Source organism: Lysinibacillus sp. NPDC096212 (assembly GCF_044763105.1).
GTDB lineage: Bacteria > Bacillota > Bacilli > Bacillales_A > Planococcaceae > Lysinibacillus.
The window spans coordinates 24,234-47,296 of record NZ_JBIWFQ010000012.1 but is presented as its reverse complement, the minus strand read 5'-3'; the positions used below and the strand labels follow the sequence as shown (position 1 = coordinate 47,296).

The 23,063-nt window shown below is 35.8% G+C and carries 23 protein-coding genes; 8 read left to right on the top strand and 15 right to left on the bottom strand.

What is annotated here, in order from left to right; all coding sequences use genetic code 11:
* Positions 1-53 precede the first annotated feature (53 nt).
* The 7 genes from ACIQ7T_RS13390 to ACIQ7T_RS13360 all read right to left on the bottom strand — a co-directional run bounded on the left by ACIQ7T_RS13390 (position 54) and on the right by ACIQ7T_RS13360 (position 6,625).
* Entirely contained in the window at positions 54-1,559 is a 1,506-nt protein-coding gene (locus ACIQ7T_RS13390; RefSeq protein WP_402870915.1) for a coproporphyrinogen III oxidase, read from the bottom strand.
* Between the two features lie 150 nt (positions 1,560-1,709).
* Positions 1,710-2,750 (bottom strand): LCP family protein, encoded by a 1,041-nt coding sequence (locus ACIQ7T_RS13385; protein ID WP_370080954.1) that lies wholly within the window; start codon positions 2,748-2,750, stop codon positions 1,710-1,712.
* Positions 2,751-2,911: 161 nt separating this feature from the next.
* Positions 2,912-3,832 (bottom strand): stalk domain-containing protein, encoded by a 921-nt coding sequence (locus ACIQ7T_RS13380; RefSeq protein WP_370080956.1) that lies wholly within the window; start codon positions 3,830-3,832, stop codon positions 2,912-2,914.
* A gap of 347 nt (positions 3,833-4,179) precedes the next feature.
* Complete coding sequence (locus tag ACIQ7T_RS13375; protein WP_370080958.1) at positions 4,180-4,842, bottom strand: ribonuclease H family protein; 663 nt, start codon at positions 4,840-4,842, stop codon at positions 4,180-4,182.
* Positions 4,843-4,951: 109 nt separating this feature from the next.
* Positions 4,952-5,134: a hypothetical protein gene (locus ACIQ7T_RS13370; protein ID WP_402870911.1), complete on the bottom strand. Its 183-nt coding sequence runs from the start codon at positions 5,132-5,134 to the stop codon at positions 4,952-4,954.
* Positions 5,121-5,465, bottom strand: coding sequence for a YlbF family regulator (locus tag ACIQ7T_RS13365; RefSeq protein WP_370080960.1), 345 nt, complete (start codon positions 5,463-5,465; stop codon positions 5,121-5,123). The genes ACIQ7T_RS13370 and ACIQ7T_RS13365 overlap by 14 nt, the downstream gene beginning before the upstream one ends.
* Before the next feature lie 17 nt (positions 5,466-5,482).
* Entirely contained in the window at positions 5,483-6,625 is a 1,143-nt protein-coding gene (locus ACIQ7T_RS13360) for a DUF445 domain-containing protein (RefSeq protein WP_370080962.1), read from the bottom strand.
* A gap of 315 nt (positions 6,626-6,940) precedes the next feature.
* On the opposite strand from ACIQ7T_RS13360, the gene ACIQ7T_RS13355 reads away from it, so the two are divergent.
* From ACIQ7T_RS13355 to ACIQ7T_RS13345, 3 genes are all read left to right on the top strand, one after another.
* Positions 6,941-7,144: a YheE family protein gene (locus ACIQ7T_RS13355; RefSeq protein WP_370080964.1), complete on the top strand. Its 204-nt coding sequence runs from the start codon at positions 6,941-6,943 to the stop codon at positions 7,142-7,144.
* Between the two features lie 255 nt (positions 7,145-7,399).
* On the top strand, positions 7,400-7,816 hold the full coding sequence (locus tag ACIQ7T_RS13350; RefSeq protein WP_370080966.1) for a hypothetical protein: 417 nt from the start codon (positions 7,400-7,402) through the stop codon (positions 7,814-7,816).
* Between the two features lie 767 nt (positions 7,817-8,583).
* A complete protein-coding gene (locus ACIQ7T_RS13345; protein WP_370080968.1) occupies positions 8,584-9,912 on the top strand; it encodes a hemolysin family protein in 1,329 nt (442 codons plus the stop codon).
* Between the two features lie 322 nt (positions 9,913-10,234).
* On the opposite strand, the gene ACIQ7T_RS13340 is transcribed toward ACIQ7T_RS13345, so the two are convergent.
* From ACIQ7T_RS13340 to ACIQ7T_RS13330, 3 genes are all read right to left on the bottom strand, one after another.
* On the bottom strand, positions 10,235-10,513 hold the full coding sequence (locus ACIQ7T_RS13340; RefSeq protein ID WP_370080969.1) for a hypothetical protein: 279 nt from the start codon (positions 10,511-10,513) through the stop codon (positions 10,235-10,237).
* Between the two features lie 212 nt (positions 10,514-10,725).
* Positions 10,726-11,466 (bottom strand): zinc ribbon domain-containing protein, encoded by a 741-nt coding sequence (locus tag ACIQ7T_RS13335; protein ID WP_370080970.1) that lies wholly within the window; start codon positions 11,464-11,466, stop codon positions 10,726-10,728.
* Positions 11,467-11,536: 70 nt separating this feature from the next.
* On the bottom strand, positions 11,537-12,457 hold the full coding sequence (locus tag ACIQ7T_RS13330; RefSeq protein WP_402870905.1) for a helix-turn-helix transcriptional regulator: 921 nt from the start codon (positions 12,455-12,457) through the stop codon (positions 11,537-11,539).
* Positions 12,458-13,068: 611 nt separating this feature from the next.
* Here ACIQ7T_RS13330 and ACIQ7T_RS13325 point away from each other — a divergent pair.
* Positions 13,069-14,187, top strand: a complete 1,119-nt coding sequence (locus ACIQ7T_RS13325; protein WP_370080972.1) for a response regulator — start codon at positions 13,069-13,071, stop codon at positions 14,185-14,187.
* Between the two features lie 78 nt (positions 14,188-14,265).
* Here the strand turns inward: ACIQ7T_RS13325 and ACIQ7T_RS13320 are convergent, their stop codons facing one another.
* Together ACIQ7T_RS13320 and ACIQ7T_RS13315 are read right to left on the bottom strand one after the other, a co-directional pair.
* Positions 14,266-14,913, bottom strand: a complete 648-nt coding sequence (locus tag ACIQ7T_RS13320) for a response regulator (protein WP_370080973.1) — start codon at positions 14,911-14,913, stop codon at positions 14,266-14,268.
* Positions 14,914-14,924: 11 nt separating this feature from the next.
* Positions 14,925-16,040 (bottom strand): GAF domain-containing sensor histidine kinase, encoded by a 1,116-nt coding sequence (locus ACIQ7T_RS13315; protein WP_370080974.1) that lies wholly within the window; start codon positions 16,038-16,040, stop codon positions 14,925-14,927.
* A gap of 443 nt (positions 16,041-16,483) precedes the next feature.
* On the opposite strand from ACIQ7T_RS13315, the gene ACIQ7T_RS13310 reads away from it, so the two are divergent.
* The 3 genes from ACIQ7T_RS13310 (at position 16,484) to ACIQ7T_RS13300 (ending at position 20,294) form a co-directional block, all read left to right on the top strand.
* Complete coding sequence (locus tag ACIQ7T_RS13310; protein WP_370080976.1) at positions 16,484-16,909, top strand: disulfide oxidoreductase; 426 nt, start codon at positions 16,484-16,486, stop codon at positions 16,907-16,909.
* A 55-nt stretch (positions 16,910-16,964) separates the two neighbouring features.
* Complete coding sequence (locus tag ACIQ7T_RS13305) at positions 16,965-17,804, top strand: RluA family pseudouridine synthase (RefSeq protein WP_370080978.1); 840 nt, start codon at positions 16,965-16,967, stop codon at positions 17,802-17,804.
* Positions 17,805-18,131: 327 nt separating this feature from the next.
* Entirely contained in the window at positions 18,132-20,294 is a 2,163-nt protein-coding gene (locus tag ACIQ7T_RS13300; protein WP_370080980.1) for a 5'-nucleotidase C-terminal domain-containing protein, read from the top strand.
* A gap of 51 nt (positions 20,295-20,345) precedes the next feature.
* Here ACIQ7T_RS13300 and ACIQ7T_RS13295 read toward each other — a convergent pair whose 3' ends face one another.
* The 3 genes from ACIQ7T_RS13295 to ACIQ7T_RS13285 all read right to left on the bottom strand — a co-directional run bounded on the left by ACIQ7T_RS13295 (position 20,346) and on the right by ACIQ7T_RS13285 (position 21,903).
* Entirely contained in the window at positions 20,346-21,176 is an 831-nt protein-coding gene (locus ACIQ7T_RS13295) for an aldo/keto reductase (RefSeq protein WP_370080982.1), read from the bottom strand.
* An 84-nt stretch (positions 21,177-21,260) separates the two neighbouring features.
* A complete protein-coding gene (locus ACIQ7T_RS13290) occupies positions 21,261-21,437 on the bottom strand; it encodes a hypothetical protein (RefSeq protein WP_323657194.1) in 177 nt (58 codons plus the stop codon).
* 307 nt (positions 21,438-21,744) lie between these two features.
* Positions 21,745-21,903 carry a hypothetical protein gene (locus ACIQ7T_RS13285; protein WP_402870899.1) on the bottom strand — a complete coding sequence of 53 codons (159 nt, stop codon included), beginning with the start codon at positions 21,901-21,903 and terminating at the stop codon, positions 21,745-21,747.
* Positions 21,904-22,060: 157 nt separating this feature from the next.
* Here ACIQ7T_RS13285 and ACIQ7T_RS13280 point away from each other — a divergent pair, with 157 nt between their 5' ends.
* A complete protein-coding gene (locus tag ACIQ7T_RS13280; protein WP_402870896.1) occupies positions 22,061-22,906 on the top strand; it encodes a VOC family protein in 846 nt (281 codons plus the stop codon).
* Positions 22,907-23,063 lie beyond the last annotated feature (157 nt).

Here is a 23,063-nt window from a genome sequence, read left to right as displayed (position 1 = left end):
TTTATCGGAATAAAAGAGGCAATCTGAACACCACGTCAGATTGCCATCATTTTTTATGCCTTATATAATTCGTCTAAAAACTCTATTTTTTTACCAATTGCCTCTTCAAATGTCATGATGTAGGCAGCAGGATCTTTTGGATTGTGGAACTGCGTAATCTTCCCTGTTTCAGGATGTACAAATTTAGAGGATGCTCCGCAGCCAATCCCTAATATTGTCTGTACTTCTTCCATTATGACAATATTATAGATACTTTCTTCACCAGCTTTACTGTAGCCGACATTTTCTAAATTACCTAAAATGTTTTTTTGACGATATAAATAGTATGGTACATAATCATTTTCCTTCGTCCATACTTGTGCCATATGCATCATTTGTGCAACAGTATCACGGTCTGCTACCTTGTACTTATCCTTATTACGTGTCATTTCCGATGCACGTTTAAATGATAATGTGTGAACTGTTAGCGATTCTGGCTGCATTTTTGCAGATTCATCTAATGAATGCTGGAACTCTTCAATTCCTTCATTCGGTAAACCAATAATTAAATCCATATTAATGTTATTCATGCCTGATTCACGTGCTAACCAAAACTTATCAATTGTTTCCTGTACCGTATGATGACGACCAATTGCTTTAAGTGTTTCATCTGTATACGATTGTGGATTAACACTTATACGGTCAATGCCCCATTTTTTTAACACGTCTAGTTTTTCAGGTGTAATCGTATCAGGTCTGCCCGCTTCAACAGTTACTTCACGGATTGTTTCAGAATGCGGGAAGGACTCATGCATCGTTTGATACAATGCATCCATTTCATGGGCCTCAATAGATGTCGGTGTACCACCACCCCAATAAATGGACGTGATTTTCATATTATTTTCCTTCAGCCATTTCCCCATTTCACGTAATTCAATATGCAGCCCATCTAAAAATGTAGCAACACGCCCTTGTTTTCGATTGCTGCCAATCGCATAGGCTGGGAACGTGCAATAGGCACATTTAGTCGGGCAGAAAGGAATGCCTATATAAATGCTTATTTCTTTACCGATTTCATCTATATCAGGAATCGTCACTAACTGACGAGCCACTATTTCTTTTAGTAGCGCTACCTTTTCTTCTGACAGACGGAAATCACGAATAAGAATATCTGCAATTTCTTCCTCACTCTTCCCGGCTTTTCGGAATTTATGGTAAAGCTTAGTTGGACGCACACCCGTTAAAATTCCCCATTGCTGATGCATTCCAGTATGTTGCTCTAATACATCTAAAAATACGTGAGACAAAGCACGCTTCATACGAATATTTAGCTCACGTCCTTCAGCCTCAGTTTCATATTGAATACGGTAATCATTCGTATAACGCTTACTTTCTACTTCTAAAACGGCTTTTGTAGATATTGAGAAATCAACCCCTACGTTATATTCGAATGACACTGTCATATCTGTTCCTTCAGACTCTACTCTTAACTTAGAATCCTCAAAAAATAAATTCGCAATATGATTTAATACGCGAATCCAATCTTCAGGATATTTTTGATCTATGTGAATAATTTTCATTTTCTTCGCTCTTTTCTCTCAAAATTACAGTACCAATAGTTTAACAAATTTTTATAACGTTAAGCAAAGCCAGAAATAATAACAGAACATTCTGTCTAATGATACAAAAAATCCATTTTGAAAAAATTAATCAAAATGGATTCTTATCTTTTAATTATCTATAGCCGCATTTGTTTTGAATTTTTCTTCTTTTAGTTTAAGAATTTTTCTTAATTCCATACTTACTTTCTCCAAGCCTTCCATATCGGGTATAAAATAAGAAACTTTACCGATATACTGATCTTCTCCTTTTATTTCTAACGTTTTCGTAGTTATGTTTTTGGAATTCAAATATTGCTTTTGGAGTGCGTAAATTTCATTAGTGTTTAAATCTGTTTCTACGTTTTTTCCTAAAATATCTGCTATTTGACCAATTTTGAATATTGTATTCGTCGATTTTGCTTGATTAATCGTTTCAGTCAAAAATTGTCTTTGTCTCTCTTCGCGTGAGTATGAAGCATTAACAGGTCTATATCTCATTCTTACAAATGCAAGTGCCTCTTCCCCATTTAAATGTGCCTCTCCTTTATGAAATTCTATCCTTTGTTTTCTATCGTAAATATTATCTTCCCAGAAATCCTCTTTTACATCTATTGTAACTCCACCTAAAGCATCGACAATATCTCTAAAGCCATCAAAGTTTACTGCAATAAAGTTATCTATCGGTATATTAAGGAATTTTTCAACTGTCTCTAATTGCAGTTTAATTGCCCCATAGCCTGTAATTGATCCGTAATTATAAGCGGCATTGATTTTATGTATACCTGTATATTCCCCAGCATTCTCTATTTTAACTCTTGCATCCCGAGGTACTGTAATTAAGTTTATTTCAGATTTATCCGGATCCAAAGTAATGACCATTTGAGTATCCGCTCGACCATCCTTCTCCTTACTTGAATAATTTTCAACACCTAATAATAGAATTGAGATTGGATCTTTCGTAAAGGAAACATCCTCTTCCCTAAGTTCTGATTTATTTCCTGCTCTATTTAAATCAACCTTTGAACTATCATAGGCATTTTTAAATTTAACAAACGCATAAGCTCCGTAACTAGTGACGGTTAATAGTGAAATTACAATTACTAGGAAGGTTATTTTTATAACTTTATTTTTAGGTTTCGCTTTTTTAGAGCTTCTTGTTTTTCTTTCCAAATTAAATCCTCTCTTCTATTTGAATTCCTGAAGTAAAGTCATTCTCTCCGTTAATTAAGACGCTGTTTGTCCTTTCAAGTTTCCTATAATGAATATTTTTGGAAATTAAATTCTAAAAATCCCCATAAAGGTAAATCTACCTTTATGGGGATTTTTTAAAATTATTTTAAGTATTCCTCTACAAATTCAACTGGTACATATGTTTTATTACCTCCTAACAAAGCAGGGGCTTCATTAAGTGAGCGTAATGCTTTGTTATAACCAAACATTTTTTCTCCACGAGTAATTGTGTAAGATAAATTGCCTTTAGATACAATTGCACCTTTACCTGTTGACTCCACTGTATAACCAAGCTTTTCGGCAATCAAACGCAACGGAACCATCTTTGTTCCATCAACTTCATAATAATCTGTCGCGATTATTTCTGCTATTTCTGCATCTATAGTATTTTCTGTTGTATTTCCTGATTCGTCATCAAGAACAATTACTTTAGAAGGGGTTGTTTGAGCGGGGATACTTTTTGTTGAAGCTGTATAAAAAACTACTAAGTTCTTCTCTACTAAATCTTTAGCTGCAACTTTCTCTCCCTTCGTATTTAAAAGCTCCGTGTTTTCACCAATGCTTAATTTTAACATATCATAAGTATTTGTTAGGTTTTCAAAGAAGTAATCAACTTCAACAAATCCAGCTTCTTTAGTTTCAATAATGACAACTTCGGGATTGAATTGTGGTGGATAAATTAATTTTTGTGGCTTGTTCGCAAATGTATAAGCTACTATTTTATCCCCTTCTTTAAGATCCACTTTTTTACCTGTATTATCGAAAACAAGTGTATCTTTTGTTATCTCTAAAATGTTCGTTTGATCGCCATCTTTCACTGTGAAATATGTAATTTTTTCACTAGAATTGACTTTTTCAACTGTTCCATAAGTAGTATTAAAAATGTGAACAGGATCAATTTGAATTTGTGGTAGTTGTTGTTCCGTCTTTGTCGGATTATCTTTTGCCGAAGCGACTGGCATTACTACACTTCCAAATAATAATGCTGTCATTGCTACAGGTGCAAATTTTTTCATGTTCATAAAATCTCTCCTTATTATTAGGTTCATAGTAGTAGTAGTTTTAGAATGGTAAAAGTTTCATTAAAAGCAGGAAAATTTGTGACGAAAGCCATTTATTGGTAAATATCTATTATAATTAGCAATAACGAATGCAACGTAGCGACAGCAACAGTTGTTTTTTGTGCGAAAGCGTAGTGCAACGTAGCGGCAGCAACAGTTGTTTTTTGTGCGAAGTGGTAAGATCCTTGATCATGAATTTTCACATAAGAAAAGTGCGAGAAATCAATGTTTCGAAAATTGATTTCTCGCACTTTTTAAAGTTTTGACTAGTTTTGTCCTAGCCACTTTTCTTTTGGAGTATCTAATACCTACTCCTTTACCATTTCCCTTAATCCTGTAATATCGATACCGTTTAATGCTTGAGTTGCAAGACGATCGGCTTCAGAATTTTCTTTACGTGATATAAGCTTGTACTCTGGCTGGATACTGAGCTTCTCTAGCTTTGCATCAATTTTATCTGCCCAGCTAGATAAATTCTTTTCAAGTGCTGGCCATTCTCCGCTTAATTGATTGATAACAACTTGGGAATCACCTGTGAAGCAAACGGGCAAATGGTGAACATTCAATAGCTCAAGCTCGACTAATCCCAAATATAGCGCTGCGTATTCTGCCTCATTGTTGGATTTAAGCTCGGACGAAAAAGAATTTTGTCGCAATCGATATGGCTTGCCATTTTGCTCATAATAAACCACACAGCCTAGTCCTGATTGATTTGTTGCACGATCAAAGCCCCCATCAAAATAGACTGTAATATTGTGTGGCTCAGTGTCAATTTCCTTTAAATATGCCTTGAGTTCCTTTAAAGACCAGTTTGTATCCTGTCGATCGACACAATGCAGTGATTTTACTCTCCCTGTTCGCTCCATGTCCTCCGCAAGTAGTAATGCTTGGGCTGCTGGCATTTCTTCTGAACGTAAAACAGTTTCCGCACCTTTTTTCGCTTTATAGGTCCATTCAATGATTACATGCATAATAAAACCTCCAATAGATATTGAGCCATAAATTGAAAACGTGCTCCTGCTTGCGGAAACACGTTTTTCTTCTTACTTGTTATATGTGCAACTATTAGTATTTTTATGCCTAAGAAAGCTTTTTGATCAGATCGACGATAGCATCTGTTTTTTCAGAACTCTCGTTTGCGACGTTAGAACTTGTTGTTATGCTGCTTGGTCGTTGAACATCGCCGCTAAATGATGCTTTTCCGCCGCCTGGATGCTGATCTCCGCCGCTTTGATGTTTTTCTTCGCTGTTAAAATTCTTCATACAATGCTTGAATAGGTTTTATTAAAATGCGGTTTACCTCTTCAATGATCTTACTTAGCTTCATTTCTGCCTCAAGCATTGCAGAAATTTTTGCATTTTGCTGTGCAAGCTGTGCTGCTTTTTGCGCGTATACAAGTTCATCTTCCAAAATATCTTCGCCAGTTAACTGCTTTTTCTGTAGGTCAATTTGAACCTTACGGAAATTTTTGAATAAATTTACTGCCTCTTCATCTTCCTTAACAGCTGTCACTGCTTCTTTTAACACTTCAAATTCAGGTGTTTTACGTAAAGCTGCCTCTAACGCATTAATTTCATTGTAAATATTAATCATAAACATAATTCTCCTTTTTAAATAAAGTAAACAATTAACCCTTGCACAATCCCAATCAATCCACCAAGAACTGCACCAAGTACTGTAATCATTTTAAACTCACGCTTTGAAATACCTAGTACAAGTTCCTCTAATTTCTCTACAGGGAAAGAATCAACCTGCTCACGTACTACTTCTTGTAAATTTAAGCGTTTCAACACATCTTCTAATTTCTCTTCAGCTTTTACAAAAGCTTTTTCAATGGCTTGTGGAATCACAGTTTCCTTCATCCATGAATTACCTTCTGGCCAGTAATGCGAAATCGGATAATTCAAGCGCTCTTCAAGTGCTAATTGTTCTTTTACGTAAGTTTGCAACTTCGATAATATTTGTTCAAAATGAATATCCTGTAAGAAATCCATTGCTGGGCGATCTTTTAATTTCTCTAATTCCTGAGTAAAAATTTTCGTTAATAATGCTGATGTTCCTGGTTTCTGTAAAAATTTTATAAGCTCACGCTGAACCTTTGACATGAGCGACGAAGAATCACCTAAAAACATATTAATCATTCCACCAAGTGATCCTTTTGACGATAAGAAGTCATCAATCATCGCCTTAATTGTCAGTTCGCCTTCAGGTGATAAAAAATAATCCTCACCTTTTTCTAAAATATGATCAACCGCTACTGGAATCTTTGCATCAATTGTATTTTGAATATCTGCTGATAATAGTGTACGAATTGATTTCGTTGATAGTGTATTCTTAACTGATTCAAATTGTCCCTCAACAATTGCTTCTACCTTCTGTTCAATTGTTGCTGGCATATTGGAAAATCCAGCTAATGATAGCCAATCCTGAATTGTTTTATCATTTGTAAAAATCGTTTCTTCTACCTTTGCTTGTACAAACTGTTCTACCTTGTCCTGAATATCCTTTGAGAAAAACTTCTTTCTAAAAGTTTCAGGTGTTAATAAATAATTCACAACCGTTAGCCCAAGTTGCTTTGCTAATTCGTCACGTCGTTTCGGAATAAGACCTGGTGTAAAAGGCACTCGCCAATTTTTAATATATATGGCATTATGTGGTCGGAAAAGCATTTTAATAGCTAGGTGATTCGTTATACCACCGATTGCAGCACCGATAACTGCCATAAATATTAATGTCACTATAAAATTATCCATTAGTATCCTCTCATTTCAATTGTATTCACTATTGGCGTAATTTGTCGCCTAATGCACTAATTATAGCAGAGCAATGATTTTCTACGAAAGAAATACCCTCTATTAGATTAACTATTTTTATCCATCTTTATTAATTTTGAAATACTAATTTCCGCTACGAGCTACTCGCTTTAATGCGCGATTCGAGTAGTATAAGCAAAATATCAACAAAAAATCCTTTTTCAGCTCATTACGATAGGAATGAGATTTGGAGTTGCAAAATTACCACTATCCTTGAATAATATTAACTACATATATAAGAAATGGGGTTTGGTTATGATTCAGCATTTTAGCTTTAAGCCTTTATTTGAAAATTCTCAGCTTCCAGGGTGGTCTATTTCGTTCTTTTATCAACGTGAACGTTATACAGCGGAGTACTTAAAAGATGGCGTTATACAATGGAATGGAACTATCCCTCCAAACGAAGAGGATGTAAAAAAAATGATTCATGAGCTTATGTTGTACCATGTTTACGACTGATCAATTTCGATTTGGCGTAATTGTGCTGTCGCTTTGCTTTCGCACAGAAAATATTTGTTGCTGTCGCACAGAAAGCTGCTGAATGAAGATGCGAGTAGTATTTTCCTGTTCTCAATTGCATAAAAACACCTATTTTTTACTAATTTCAACATTGCTATTAGCTTAAAAATGGTTAAGTATATTGAAATTCCCTTATTTTTCTTATACATTTATGTTATTAAGAATTAAAGGTTTTTTATGCAGGAGGCTATTTAAATGAGTAAAGTCACTCTTTCTGATGACTTAAACAGTTATAATTCAAAAGCATTAATTCGTACAAAAGTAAAAGAAGTTTTTTCCGAATTTTCCGCTAAAATTTTCGAGTTAGCGAATGAGGCTGAAGCTATTGATAGTAAAAAATTTGAGGCTCTTTCTGGCTTTAAAAGTGATTTCTACAATGAATACTGCAGTCAATTAAAAGGATTTTTCAATTCATCTACTAATCCTTTCGGAAAAAGGCCTGTAAAAAATATATATTTAACGTATAAGGGCAAAAATTATATTTTTACACAGCAAGGTATAACAGAAAAAGCACCTGTTTCAATTGCACTTTACTCAGGTGAAATACCGTTTAAAGAAACGCTTCACGATGTGGAAAAAGCGTGCTTAAAATTACGTTTTCAACAACAATAAATAATTAAAGCAGAAGGAGCCGTCTCAATAAATGAAACTGGCTCCTTTTTTATGAAAAACTATTTTGAAATTAAAGAGTCATAATATCGTTCTTCAGAGGGGGTTGATTTCCGCTCCGACTGGGGGCGTTCAGTCTCCACTCGAATCAACCTCTTTATATCACTCTAATTTATAATGATAAAACTTAACTTCAGCTACAAATATTTTACGAAAGCGAAGCGACTTTCCACAACATCCACATAGATTTCTTTGACCATATTAATTTTCAACATAACAAAAGAGCCACCCCATATGAATGTGATAGCTCCTTTTTGTTGCTATTAAAAATAATTCATTTAAAAAAATCCGCAAGTATAGTTCTCTTGAGATTTTTGACGTGTCGTTTTATATGAGATTAAATGCTTCTTTCTCTAAACAAACTATCTTCTTTGCTATATTTAAAGTTAGCATAACAAATTTCTATTTTCAATCTTTTGGTGTTTGAATTTATTTAATTTTTTCAATTTACGGTGTGAAAAACAAATCAATTTTGCTTCAGCATAATTGATTTGTTTTTTGTGCGAAAGCGTAGTGCAACGTAGCGACAGCAACATGATGTTGGTCACCCGCTGAAAGAAGTTAAAAAAATTGTTGTCAATATTTGTGTTTTGCCTATAAATATTTTATGATTAAGTCATTCAACAATTTTTTAATATCATAGGAGGTGTACACTTTGTTTACCTCCCTCATTCGGGCGGGGACAAAGGAATTATTTGGACGGAGACATAATGGAAATAACCATAAGGTTGGCGGCATTTGCCCTACTAATCATAATGACAGGATTTTTCGTTGCAACCGAATTTGCAATCGTTAAAGTAAGATCCACACGAATTGATCAATTGCTTGCCGAAGGGAATAAAAAAGCAAAAAATGCAAAACGTGTAATTTCAGATTTAGATGAATACTTATCTGCATGTCAATTAGGTATTACGATCACTGCTTTAGGTCTAGGTTGGCTTGGTGAACCTACATTTAAGATTATCTTGAATCCAGTGTTTGAATTTCTAAATTTGAGTGAAAATTTTACTACTGTCCTTTCATTTATACTTGCATTCTCAATTGTAACGTTTATGCATGTTGTAATAGGGGAATTGGCGCCAAAAACACTTGCCATCCAAAAAGCAGAATTTGTAACATTAAATCTTTCTGGCCCATTAATCTTATTCCACAATGTTACTTATCCAATCATTAAGCTGTTAAACGGATCTGCGCGTGGCTTAACTGGCCTTTTCGGCTTGAAAATGATGTCAGAATCAGAAGTAGCCCATACTGAAGAAGAGTTACGTATGATTTTGTCGGATAGTTTAAAGGGTGGAGAAATTAATACTTCAGAATATGAATATGTAAACAGTATTTTTGAGTTCTCTGATCGTCTTGCGAAAGAAATCATGGTCCCACGTACTGAAATCGTTGGTATAGAAAAAGAACTAACGATTAAAGAGGTTTTCGATTTAATGGGCGTTGAGCAATATACCCGTTACCCAATTATCGATGGTGACAAAGACCATATTATCGGCTTAGTCAATATGAAACACTTATTAACTGCTTACATTAAAGACCCAGCAAATGGCGATAAGCAAGTGATTGACTATATGCAGCCAATTATTCGCGTAATGGAAACAACGCAAATTAACGACTTGTTACTAAAAATACAGCGTGAACGTATTCATATGGCCATTTTAATGGATGAATATGGCGGAACATCTGGTCTAGTTACGATTGAGGATATTATTGAGGAAATTGTCGGCGAAATTCAAGATGAATTCGATGAAGATGAAATTCCAGAGGTTCAGGAAATTGCAAAAGATCACTTTATTTTAGATGCGAAGATGCTAGTAGAAAACGTAAATGATATGCTAGGTACTGACATAGAAGATGATGATATTGATACAATCGGTGGTTGGTTCATGACAATGCGCTTTGATGCAGTCGAAGGAGACAGTATTGAAGAACAAGGTTATGAATTTATCGCAAAAGAATTAGATGGTCACCATATTTTATACTTAGAAGTTCTGAAATTACCTGAACGTGATTTATCAAATGAAAACGATGAGTAACAGACAAAAAATCTATTATGCCTCGGCATAATTGCGTTTGGACAAGCGCTGAAAGAAAATAAATTGCCTTATCGTATTTGCCTTGGTAATATAAAAATTGCGCTTGTTTGATTCGGGCGATAAAAATAGTATTTTGCTCACAACCTATAATGGCAAGAGCTTCTACTGAAATAAACTAAATCTAAACGCAAAAAACGACTCCCTTACATGAGAAGGGGGTCGTTTTATTATGCCCGATGGGAGGCAACTGACACAGTGCAATCGCTATTAAAAGCATTTGTGGCGATCGGCAGTGCAGTTTGAACTTCAACACCATTAAGGTTTATGGTTCACCGATTCCCATTGCTAATTGCAATAGAAAAGCATAAACCAAAAGTAATATATTTGCGAAAAGACCAATCCAACCGAAAATACGTTTTTTAGACCATACCAAAGAGACTACTGCAAATATAATACCGATGATTGCTAAAATGCTAAACAAGGTGATACCAAAATAAATATCAAAATCGGGTCCTCTTTTTAAATAGAAAAAAATAACACTTATTATGACGGGTAATAACGATGAAACACTTAAAATGTCCCCTACTTTTTTCTTAGCCAAACAACTACTCCTTCCTTACAGTAATAAACGATTTGTCACCATCATGAGAATTAATTACCGTTGTATTATTCACCTAACAAACATCAGAATATTCTTTTTTTATTATACAGTACATAATCATAGGAATGTATGCTTTCACAATATTTCAAATGTAAAAATCCCCAACAAATAAGCCTCCTATCAATCATAGACAGGAAGCTTAATTTGTTTAATTATTTGATTGCAATATAAATATCGACCTGTGCTTCTTGTGGGTTGGCACATCGTTCATCGTACATTTCAAAGTCACCTGTGTATGTTCGCTCTACACCTGAGTTTGCGAACCAAGCCCAAACATCCTGCCATGCTTTTACGACAACTTCTTCAAATGGACCTTTGTCAGAAGTAAAAACTAAATATTTTGCAGCTGGCACTGTTTTTCCGACCATACCTTCAGGAATTTCGTCGGTAGCTACTACTTCCATTCCAAGTGTAATTGAATACTCTCCATTAACATCTGTTTCGTAGTCGGAATACAGGCCATATGTTACTTGATTTACTGCATTAGCTATTTGTCCCGTTACATCTTGTTGATAAAAGTTCGTCCATAATTGTGGGATTTTTGCTTGTGAGGTAATTTCATTCGCATTGCTTGTTCGTGCTGAAATTCCTACAATTTGAAATGATTCTTTATTGTTCACAGCCGGTTCTTTTATGTCATGCTTTCTCCATCTCTTTAAGCTTGGTAAAAAAGAAGTCAACATTTGGCGTGCTTCTTCTTCCCCCATGCCATCTCCCTTTAAATGCGGCACACAAATTTCAATCATTTCTTCAACTGTTAGATTTGGCTGCTTAAACTCTCCTAATTCATAACAATATGTGCAGTAATCCTGACTTTTGTGTCCTTCTTTTTCTGTACCAAGTAAAGCTTCATCCACTAATGGCATTCCACAGCTTTGACAATAACTTTGCATCATTAAATCCACCCTTCGTTCTATTTGTTATGACTATAACAAAGGAAACCTGACATCTGTATGTCATCAATTAGTGTTTTTTATACAACTCAACAATTTCCTGCGCCCGTTTTCGCACAATCTCACTTATATGTGGTGGTTCTAAAACTTTTAAGCGATGGCCAAAGCTTAGAAGAAAGCCATATAACCATTCATCCTCAGGCAATGCAATGTTAATAGTTGAGCTCTCATTATCTACATGTTCAGCGCCAAATGATTCTTCTACTAATGTTGTTATTGCAGAATCGAAAGATAACGTAAGGTTTACTATATTTTGAGGATGATGCCACTCTTTATCCCACGGGAGTTCAGACAAGTTGACTTCTTTGCGCTGAAATGTCGTCATCTCTTCTTTTATATCCTTCATTCTTGAAATTTTAAATAAGCGAAAATCTTCTCTCAATGTGCAATAGCCATAAACATACCAAACTTTTCCCTTTTGTACTAAAGTGTGTGGCTCTAATAATCTTCTTGTTATACAGCCATGGGTAGTAGAGTACGTAAAGCTTATACAATATTCACGTTCAATTGCCTTTTTTAATAAAGTTATCTGTTCCTTGAAAATAACGTTTGGCCCCCAAGGACTAAGGTCAATAAACAGTTGATCAATCGATTGTTTTACTTCGTCATCCGCAACACCTGTTAATTTTTCAAGTACTGCTTCGGCATGCGAATCCTCGTACGTTGTTAATGCACTTTTAATGGCAATAGAAAGTGACGTAAGCTCTTCCTTCGTTAACACTTGCTTATCCACACGATAGCCCTCAATTAAACTAATCCCTCCATTAACTCCCTGCTGGCTAATAACAGGAACCCCAGCACAGCTCAATGTTTCAATATCTCGATAAATAGTACGAACTGACACATTAAATAAATCGGCAAGCTCCTGGGCTGTCACTTTTTTACGATTTATTAAAATCATTATCATCGTTAAAAGACGCTCTAATTTCATATTTGTACTCCTTTACGATAAATTCTATTTGTATGCTAATTGCGTTTTACCTACTAATTCCCTATCTACTTTAAGTATTTTTTAAGTACTTTTTGAGTTTTATTTAAGTCAAATGTACTATAATAGCGCCTAACAAATTATTACATTCATTATACTATTTTTACAATATAAGAAAAAACAACTTAGGTACTTATAATCTCTACTATAACTACGTTGTTTTTAACAATAAACGCTTAATTATTTCAATTCTCTTATCACAACATATAAAACTTCTATCCTCTATATAAGGACACTGAAAACTATTAAGTAGAAAAACTTTATAGTAACTATTTGTGGAAGTCCTAATTTCTATGTAAAAAGGTTTAGCACGGAGCACGAGCCAGCATCGGGAAAAAGCTAAACAAATAAATCCTGTACGAATAGATAGCGTATGAGGAGATCCGACACTAACTTATGGAAAACGGAATACAAAGAGCTAAATTTTGGTGTCAAATTTTTAATTTTATGTGGAATTTACTTTTAGTGCCCACCCTATATTCGAAAAGCATTTTCAAAGACGACAAACTAGAGTTTAATGGTTTTCAATTTAATTGTAAAAAGGAGATTTTGACGTGATTCGAGCCGTTTTAATAGACAATGAACCTTTAGCTTTACACTATTTTCAAAGTAAACTACAAGCATTTCAGCAAATACAGGTAATTCAAACTTTTACAAGTGTAGAAGTATTTTTAAATGAGCTTCCAATAATAGAATTTGACGTAATTTTTTTAGAGGCAAAGCTGAATGAACTGACTGGGCTTGAATTAGCTGATATTATCAAAACTGATCGTCCACATGTTAGTGTTATTTTTATAACTTCATATAAAGAATTTGCTTTACAATCATATGAAATCGGAGGTCTTGACTACGTACTTAAACCAATTAGTCATGCTCGCTTAGAAAAAACTATTTCTCGTATCGAGCATGAATATTCCATTCAGCAAATGATTAAAAAAGCTTCGAAAACCATGTTAAACGTACAATGCTTTAATCAATTTGCCGCATATAGCAACAACAGCTTAGTTGCCTTCAAAACCGAGAAAACAAAGGAGTTATTTGTATATTTCATATTACATCCAAACATTCCTATTCATCGTGATTATTTAATTGAAATTCTATGGCCTGATTTAGACTATGTACGAGCAAAATCGAATCTTCATACCGCACTTTCTTATTTAAGAAAAACCTTAAATAATATAGGTTATGCAAACTGTATTATTTTTTCAAACAAATACTATATCTTCGAAAAACCGAACATCCTTTGTGATTTATATGACTTTCATAGATATTATGAGGATTTCACGAAGTTAGAATTCCCACCAATTTCTTTGATCAATCAAAGTCTCTCAATTTATAAAAATGGACTACTCATTTATGATGATTATGAGTGGGCCACTGCCTATAAAGATAAGCTGACGAAATCATACATAGATTTATTAGAAAAAGGTTTTCAAGCAACATTACTAACGGATATTGATAAGGCATTAAATTTTTTAAATAGACTATTAGAGTTTGATCCATATAATGAACAAAAACTTGAGCACTATTTACACATTTTAATAAATGCGGGGTTTCATGAACAAGCATACAAAGTATTCCTCGCTTATGAACAGAAGCTAAAAGATGACCTATCGATTTCGCCAAGCTCTACATTAATTGATATCTCTAACAATTTCTTTGTTCTAAAATAAATAAAGGATTTATTCATTAAAAAACGACGGGCTACTACAATTTGTAGGAACTCGCCGTTTTACTTATTTTTTTATATTTTATACACCGCTACCCTCTGTTAACCCGTGCTTCACAGCATAAAGGGCTGCCTGCGTACGATCCTGCACTTGTAGCTTCGTGAAAATATTAGAAATATGAGTTTTCACCGTTTTTTCTGTAACGAATAAAGAGGATGCAATTTCTCGATTACTTTTCCCTTTTGTAAGCTCTGCAAGCACATCCTGTTCACGAGGTGTTAGTGGGTTTAAAACATGAGGTGCATTTTTTGATTCTTGACGGTCCATTTCAAGAGTTGTTGTTGCTTCTGGATGTAATGTATTTTCGCCTCGCATAATACGACGAATGGACAATACCAACTCATCAGGTTCAATATCTTTCAACTGATAGCCTGCAGCTCCTGCCTCCATTGCTGGCACTACATGATCACGGTCTGAAAAGCTTGTCAGCATTAGAATTTCTATTTGTGGAAACTTAGCTTTAATGCGCTTCGTTGCCTGAATCCCATCCATCTCAGGCATTACCAAGTCCATGAGTATAATATCTGGCTGTATACTTTCCGCTAAAGTTACTGCCTCTAGGCCATTTTTCGCTTCTCCTACAACTTCTATATCTTTCTGTGTTTTTAAGAAAAATAATAATCCACGACGCACTACATGATGGTCATCTGCGATTAAAACACGTATCATACTCTTCCCCCCTAATATGGCAAGCGGATTAACAGCTCTGTTCCTTTGCCAATTTCACTAACCCAGTCAGCTTTTCCACCAACCGATTTTGCACGATCCTTTATGGATTGCAAGCCTATCGAAAGTAGCTTTGTGTTATGATCGACGACGAAGCCTCGTCCCTCATCACGAATAACAAGTAAAATATCTGTAGAAGTAACCGTAATATAAAGCGCAGCCTCCAGAACACCAGCATGACGGCGAACATTATTAAGTGCTTCTTGGGCTACCCGAAATAATGTTTCTTCGATACGTGATGGGAATTGCAGTACACCTGAGACCGTTACATGAAGCTTCAAGCCAAGCATTTCAGCATACACTTTTATCGCTTCAAGTAAACCATTTTCTAATCCTTTTGGACGGAGTTGCCAAATAAGAGCACGCATTTCTGTTAAGGCATCCTGTGTTAAGTGCTGAATCTCCTTAAACGTTTCCTTCACATCACTATCGTTTGTCATTTCAATACCAGCTCTCGCCGTTAATGTAACTGAAAAAAGTAGCTGATTCACGGAATCATGTAAATCTCGAGCTAGACGATTGCGCTCCTTCACAAGTGCCATTTCTTGCTCCTGCTTTGTCAGTAAAATACGCTTAATGGCCGACCCCATCTGAAATGCAACCGATTCAAGTAATGCTAGCTCTTCCTCTGAAAAACGCACGGTATCCTTCGATGCAACATTTAAGACACCAAAACGCTCTTGTCCAGATTGAAGCGGCACTGTTGCATGATGTGTAATGCCTTCGTGATCACCAACATTTGCTGCAATGGCGCTTTCAATACGTTGACATTCAATAATATTAGAGGCTTTCTTTAATTCCTCATTACGATAGCGGGAAACACACCAACAGCCTCCCCTTTCTAAATAATGGCAATTTTTATGCTCCAGTGCCTCTGGTAAATTGACATGGACAACAAGCTCTGAGCGCCCTTTTTCATCGATAAAAAAAATCCAGCCCGTTTCAAAATTTGTGCCATTTAAAAATTTCACAAGTGCTCCCTTTAGCATCGACACAATTTCAGTTTCTTCGTTTAATAACTCTGCAATTTCTTTTAAAATACCAATATTGGAATGATCATTGTCCCTCACAAAAACACCTCTTCTTTGGCATTACTAATTTTAATGATAACATTTCAAAGTCTGGAACGTCTGCCTCAGCCGTTCATACTTTAGACTGAAATTTTTCATAAGAATATACCTTATTTTGGTTCATCACCAAAAGTTGTGGATGACTTTTGTTAAAACGTATACTATGTAAATAAGTGGATTGTAGTGGAGGCTGGGCGACTCCTTGGGGATCAGCAATAGAGGAACGAAGGCTAAAACCATCACGTCCTGTGATAAACGCCTTCGTGACCAACCTCGTGTTGGCCTAAGCGGCTCATCGGACGCCCCAGGAAAGCGCCCAGTCGGAACGGAAATCAACCACACGTTTTGGTGATGATACCTTATTTTGGGTAAGTTAATTTACATATAAAACTAGAACAACTATAATCGAACAAGTACATGGTTATACTAAGGAGAGAATTTACATGTCTAAAAAAGTGGAAAATGGCTTATTATTTATTTGGATTGTCTCTGTCGTTGCAACACTGGGTTCCTTATACTTTTCTGAAATTCGTCATTATGAACCTTGTAAAATGTGTTGGTACCAACGAATTTTCATGTATCCAATTGTCATTATGACAACGATTGCCTTTATTCAAAAAAATGCACGTATTGCTGTAACAACCGCTGTTTTTGCCATTATGGGAGGCAGTATATCACTTTACCATTATGGTATTCAAAAGCTAAGTTTTTTAGCTGATACCGCACCATCTTGTGGTCTTGTTTCATGTACTGGTCAATATATTAACTGGTTAGGTTTTATCACAATCCCATTTTTAGCGCTAACTGCATTTATTTTAATTGCAGGGGCAAGCTTTTATGTAATGAAGGCTGCTAAAACAGCAAAATAATTATGAGGCCGTGTTCTACATTTTGGAATACGGTCTTTTCTACGGAGGAAGATTTATGTTTCACTATGAAATAAATACGAATAATTTGACAATCGAGGATCTATTACGCAATCATTGGCGACTCGGTAAAAAGCTAGTCCATGAATTACGAATGGCGAAGGCTATCACAACAATGGACGGAGAGCCAATTCAGTGGAATGACCCACTACAGATAGGCACAACAATAAAATTTACATTTCCTATTCCGGCATCCAATTATCAACCGACACCTGTTTGTGCAATTGATGTCGTCTATGAGGATGACCATTGTTTGATCGTTTCTAAACCAAAAGGTATGTCGACACATCCAAATGATGCACGTGATACTCACACTTGTATGAATCATGTTATGGCTCATATTAAAGAGCAAGGTGGCACTTATGCGGAGCATGTCCATCGTTTAGATAAAGGAACACAAGGTTTGTTACTTGTAGCAAAACATCCTTTAGCAAAATCAATCTTTGATCGTATGATTGAGGAAAAATCCATTATTCGAACTTACGCTGCAGAAGTGCAAGGGAATTTACGCTCTACTTCTGGCACGATTTCTGAAGGAATCGGAAAAGACCGACATCATGCAACAAGACGTGTCGTTTCAAAAACTGGACAGCATGCGGTTACACACTATGAAGTTGTAGCGCGCTATAAAAGCTCTTGTGTTGTCCATCTAATTCTTGAAACAGGAAGAACACATCAAATTCGCGTACATTTAGCACATATCGGTCATCCGATTATTGGAGATACAATGTATGGCGCAAGAGAAACGGCAAGTGACGACTATGAGCTCCATGCTATTCAATTGGAATTCGAGCATCCATTTTTAAATAAGGTGATCGTTGTAAAGGATCAGCAGTAATTATCGTACTGCACTTTAAATTGTTGCACATAAGCTAACAATTTAAAGTGCAGTTTTTGTATGCCTTTTTTATTTCTTTCGCTCATCATCAAAAGTTGTGGATGACACTTGTTGAAATCAACAACACGTTATGGTGATGAGCTATTACTTCAATCCATTTACTTATAATCCTAAAAAAGTATAAATATAATATTTACATTTCTTTCATCTATTTTTTACAGTAAATTTATTATACATTTCCATTATTGGTAATGACGGTGGATTTCTTTCATGATAGAATTAGATTAAATTGTCAGTCATCTGACTAATATGAGGGGGAATTTATTGATGAAATGGGTTAAAAGTATTGCAGCAACAACTCTAGCTGCTAGTTTACTAGCTACACCCGGTTTTGCCGCACATGCAGCGGAAGCAACACCAACAGCTAAGAAAGATGATTTCAAATTAACAATTCTACACTCAAATGACACGCATGCACACGTTGAGGATGCTCCAAAGCGTGCAACAAAAGTAAAAGAACTTCGTGCTGCAAATGCAAACTCACTTCTTTTAGATGCTGGTGATGTTTTCTCTGGTACTTTATACTTTAACGAATTTGCTGGGGAAACTGATATGAAGTTAATGAACTTAATGGGTTATGATGCCATGACTTTTGGTAACCATGAGTTCGATTTAGGATCAAGCCCAGAAGGACATGCTGCACTTGCTAAATTCGTTAAGGGCGCAGAGTTCCCATTACTAGGATCCAATCTAGATTTTTCAAAAGATTCTTTATTCGATGGCTTACAATTCAAAACAGTCACAAAAGACTTTAAAAACGGTAAAATTTATGACGGTATCATTAAAGAAATCGATGGACAACAAGTAGGTATTTTCGGCTTAACAACAGAAGAAACACCTACCATTTCAAGCGTTGCTAACGTCCAATTTGCAAACTATATCGACTCTGCGAAAAAAGCAGTAACAGAATTTGAAAAACAAGGTGTTAACAAAATTATCGCAGTTACTCATATTGGCTTCGATGACTCCGCTGATTGGGATAATGACCAATTACTAGCGAAAGCTGTAGAAGGCATTGATGTAATCGTAGGTGGTCATACACATACAAAATTAGACAAGCCTGTGAAAGCTGAAACACCATTTAAGAACCCTACAATTATCGTTCAAACAGGCCAATATAGCGAAAATTTAGGTGAATTAGAACTAACATTCGACGATAATGGTGCCGTTGTTGACTACTTCGGTCAGTTACATGCTTTAAAAGATGTCCAAGCTGACGCAGAGGCTACAGCACTTTTAGCTCCATATAAAGAGAAAATTTCAAAAATATTAAATCAATCAACAGGTAATACAGCTGTTTCACCACTAAATGGCGGTCGTAATCTTTGGGGTGTTCGTGCTGGTGAAACAAACCTTGGTAACTTAATTACTGATGGGATGCTTGCTGGTGCTAAAAAAATTGACCCTGAAGTACAATTTGCATTCCAAAATGGTGGTGGTATCCGCGCTGGTATTGATGCAGGAGATATTACTGTTGGTGAGGTTATGACAGTTATGCCATTCGGTAATGCACTTGGTATCGTAAAATTAAAAGGTGCTGAAATTTATGAAATCGTTGAACATAGTGTGAAAGAGTTCCCTAAAGAATCTGGTGGCTTCCTACACTTCTCTGGTTTACAAGTAGAATTTGACGGTAAAGCACCAGCTGGTAAACGTGTAAAATCTATTAAATTAAATGGTAAAGAGATTGATAAAGCAGCATATTATAAAGCGGCAACAAATACATTCACTGCTAAAGGTGGAGACGGCTATGATACACTGAAAAAAGTTTATGAGGACGGCCGTGTAAGTGAACCTGGTACAATTGACTACGAAATGTTTATTGAACATTTAGATACACTGAAAAAAGTTGATCCAAAAGTAGAAGGACGTATTATCGCAACAATTCCGTTTAAAGATATCGCAAAAGGTTCAGAAACAGAAGGCTTTGTTCGTGACCTTTATTACCGTGATTTAACTAACGGTACTTCAGCAACAACATATTCACCAAACGCAAACTTAACTCGTGCACAAGCTGCATCATTTATCGCACGTGCCTTAAAGCTTGAAGCAAAAGGTCAAGCAACATTCTCTGATCTTGCGAATGTAAATCCTGCAACACAAAAAGAAATTACAGCACTTGCTGAAGCAGGAATTGTACAAGGTGTGAATGGTAAATTCAATCCTAATACAAAAGTAACTCGTGCTCAACTTTCCTTAATGTTTGCTCGTGCATACAACCTACAACACGATGCAAAAACTGGTTTAAAAGCTGATTTCAGTGATATTTCTCAATACAACGCTGAAACTCAAAATGCTATTGCCCTTATGAAAGACTTAAAGATTGTTAGCGGCGTAAACGGCAAATTTATGCCTAGTAACAACGCGACACGTGCGCATATGGCAAAAATGCTTTCTAACTATATTCCATTTGTAAAAGAATCTAAATAATAAATTTACAAAATCCCGCTTCTCAAATTAGAGAGCGGGATTTCTATTGCACTAAAAATTAAATTTAAAGTTATCTGGGTCTTGTCCAAATCGTTCATTGCGATTTAACGTAGCTATTTTATCCATTTGAGCTAGTGTTAATTCAAAATCAAAAATCTGTGCATTTTCCTCAATACGACTAGGTGTCACAGACTTAGGAATAATAAGTGTATCATTTTGCAAATGCCAACGCAGCACTACTTGAGCAGCTGTCTTCCCTATTTCACGACCAATTTCCATAATCGTTGGATTATCAAGTACCCCGCCACGGCCTAATGGAGACCATGCCGTAACAGCAACTCCATGCTCATTACAAAATGCTCGTAATGCGTCCTGCTGTAAATATGGATGCACCTCTACTTGATTGACCATTGGCGCTATATTTGCTTTAGCTAAAAGCTTTTGTAGATGATGCTCATGGTGATTTGAGACACCTGTTGCACGAATTAATTTTTCATCATATAAACGTTCAATTGCTCTATACGTTTCTTCAAATGTTTCTGGTACTGCCCAATGCGTTAAATATAAATCTAAATAGTCCATATTTAACTTTTTCAATGATACTTCAAAAGCTCGTAATGTTTCATCATAGCCTTGGTCATTATTCCAAACCTTTGTCGTCACAAAAATATCCTCACGTTTAACACCTGAATGACGAATAGCTTCGCCCACCTCGGCCTCATTACCATAAAGAGAAGCCGTATCAATAGCTCGGTAGCCATATTTAACAGCTTTATCAATAGCCTGCAAAGTCTCATCACGCTCTGTCATTTTATAAACACCTAAGCCAAAGCGAGGCATTTCCACACCATTTGCTAATGTTTTTGTTGATTGTAAATTCAAGAATAACAACCCCTTTCTTTTCCTAGTTCCATTATACAAAAAATTGGTTTTAAGAAATATAAGGAAAATTTCCGGGGTAATGTCTTATTGATCTTTCGCTTTCTCTTCATAATCATCTACTTGAATAGGATCTGGAATTCGATTGTCTTCTACAAGCTCTAGACCATCACGCAAATGCTCCATCTGCTTCCCTAAATCCTGTAAATCTTTAAAGTTTCTAGCCATTGTACCGTTTTCGATATTTGGAACCTTTTTTTCCATTATTATCACCTCTCCTATAGTTTTCCCGAAATAGTTATTTCTGAACCATTTCTGACATATTTTATTCCGCCATGTCGTTTCATTTTTATAGTAGATAGTCTATACTAAAAAGAGATGTCTTTATAAACTGAGGAGGGTTCTTCCATGAGTTTAATATTAATTATTGGTGTAACTGTTGCGTTCTTAACTGCAATTTTCACTGCTGGTTATGAAGGCGATTACAGAGCAGACAAATAATACCTCAAGAAAATCACTAAGCATGAATATATGCTTAGTGATTTTTTTGTTTAAAACTATTACAGCAAAGTCATTTTAGATAAAGTTTGCTCTTCGGCAAAAACGAGTTGTTGATTTCCGTTACGGCTGGGCGCTTTGATGTTGCTGTCGCTTCGCTTTCGCACAGATAAAACATTTGTTGCTGTCGCGCAGATAAAACAATTGTCGCTGACGCTTCGTTTTCGCGCATAGCAAAGCTTCCTGGGGCGTCCGATGAGCCACTTCGGTTATTTCTCATTTTTTTTGGAACAATATAATTACTTGACAATCTGTACTTTATAAAATAAACTTACTTACATAAAGTAACTTGATAATCAATCATAACTTAAATTCGGAGGTAAATTACTATGCATTTTCATGAAAAACCTAACACATATGTCACTAATGTTGAAATTAAAGTGAGCGATATACAACGTTCATTAACTTATTATCAGAAGGTCATTGGCTTTAAAGTTTTACATCAGGAATCTCATAGAGCAACTCTAACAGCTGATGGCAAAACAGCATTATTGACAATCGTCCAACCTGAAACAGTAGAAGAAAAAACGAGCTTAACAACTGGACTTTATCACTTTGCAATTTTACTGCCTACTCGTCGTGATTTAGCAAATATTATTACTCATTTCCATAACAAGGGCGTGTACTTCGGGGCATCTGACCATGATGTAAGTGAAGCACTTTATTTAAATGATCCTGATAATAATGGTATTGAGGTTTATGCGGATCGCCCTGAAAATGCATGGACTTGGCATTTCGACCAAGTGCATATGGTGACCGAACCTCTTAAAATCCATTCTATATTAGAGGAAGGCGATGGAAGATGGGATGGCCTACCAGCTGATACGGTTATGGGACATATTCATTTATCAGTTTCTAATTTGGCTGCCGCAGAGGAATTTTATACAAAAGGATTAGGATTTGAGATTGTCACTCGCTATGGAGCACAAGCTTTATTCATCTCAACTGGCCGCTATCATCATCATATTGGTTTAAACACTTGGCACTCTGAAAACGCACCAAAGCTTGGTAAAAATCAGGTTGGCTTACAAACATTTTCACTGCGTCTAGATAATGAAGAGCAAGCAGCAACAATGAAAGAAAATCTCCGTTCAATTGGTGCACCTGTTATTGATATAGATGGTGGTTTCCAAACAGAGGATCCATCAGGTATCGTTGTTTTATTGAAATTTTAAGAGTGATGTGGCGTACTATCCGTCGGGGTGAGGATTGTATCCGTCACTTGACGGGCTTTATCCGTCGATTGGCGGGTTTTATCCGTCGCTTGACGAGCAATCCGTCACTTGAGGAGTTCTTTCCGTCGCTTGACGGGCTTTATCCGTCGCTCGCGAG

Excerpts from the sequence above, each read along its gene's own strand:
- ACIQ7T_RS13290 (WP_323657194.1), bottom strand. The coding sequence starts at position 21,437 with ATGGAAAAAAAGGTTCCAAATATCGAAAACGGTACAATGGCTAGAAAC.
- ACIQ7T_RS13330 (WP_402870905.1), bottom strand. The coding sequence starts at position 12,457 with ATGAAATTAGAGCGTCTTTTAACGATGATAATGATTTTAATAAATCGT.
- ACIQ7T_RS13285 (WP_402870899.1), bottom strand. The coding sequence starts at position 21,903 with ATGCGCGAAAACGAAGCGTCAGCGACAATTGTTTTATCTGCGCGACAG.
- ACIQ7T_RS13360 (WP_370080962.1), bottom strand. The coding sequence starts at position 6,625 with ATGGATAATTTTATAGTGACATTAATATTTATGGCAGTTATCGGTGCT.
- ACIQ7T_RS13365 (WP_370080960.1), bottom strand. The coding sequence starts at position 5,465 with ATGATTAATATTTACAATGAAATTAATGCGTTAGAGGCAGCTTTACGT.
- ACIQ7T_RS13280 (WP_402870896.1), top strand. The coding sequence starts at position 22,061 with ATGCATTTTCATGAAAAACCTAACACATATGTCACTAATGTTGAAATT.
- ACIQ7T_RS13320 (WP_370080973.1), bottom strand. The coding sequence starts at position 14,913 with ATGATACGTGTTTTAATCGCAGATGACCATCATGTAGTGCGTCGTGGA.
- ACIQ7T_RS13305 (WP_370080978.1), top strand. The coding sequence starts at position 16,965 with ATGTTTCACTATGAAATAAATACGAATAATTTGACAATCGAGGATCTA.
- ACIQ7T_RS13390 (WP_402870915.1), bottom strand. The coding sequence starts at position 1,559 with ATGAAAATTATTCACATAGATCAAAAATATCCTGAAGATTGGATTCGC.
- ACIQ7T_RS13310 (WP_370080976.1), top strand. The coding sequence starts at position 16,484 with ATGTCTAAAAAAGTGGAAAATGGCTTATTATTTATTTGGATTGTCTCT.
- ACIQ7T_RS13370 (WP_402870911.1), bottom strand. The coding sequence starts at position 5,134 with ATGAAGAATTTTAACAGCGAAGAAAAACATCAAAGCGGCGGAGATCAG.
- ACIQ7T_RS13300 (WP_370080980.1), top strand. The coding sequence starts at position 18,132 with ATGAAATGGGTTAAAAGTATTGCAGCAACAACTCTAGCTGCTAGTTTA.
- ACIQ7T_RS13380 (WP_370080956.1), bottom strand. The coding sequence starts at position 3,832 with ATGAACATGAAAAAATTTGCACCTGTAGCAATGACAGCATTATTATTT.
- ACIQ7T_RS13355 (WP_370080964.1), top strand. The coding sequence starts at position 6,941 with ATGATTCAGCATTTTAGCTTTAAGCCTTTATTTGAAAATTCTCAGCTT.
- ACIQ7T_RS13335 (WP_370080970.1), bottom strand. The coding sequence starts at position 11,466 with ATGCAAAGTTATTGTCAAAGCTGTGGAATGCCATTAGTGGATGAAGCT.
- ACIQ7T_RS13350 (WP_370080966.1), top strand. The coding sequence starts at position 7,400 with ATGAGTAAAGTCACTCTTTCTGATGACTTAAACAGTTATAATTCAAAA.
- ACIQ7T_RS13345 (WP_370080968.1), top strand. The coding sequence starts at position 8,584 with ATGGAAATAACCATAAGGTTGGCGGCATTTGCCCTACTAATCATAATG.
- ACIQ7T_RS13375 (WP_370080958.1), bottom strand. The coding sequence starts at position 4,842 with ATGCATGTAATCATTGAATGGACCTATAAAGCGAAAAAAGGTGCGGAA.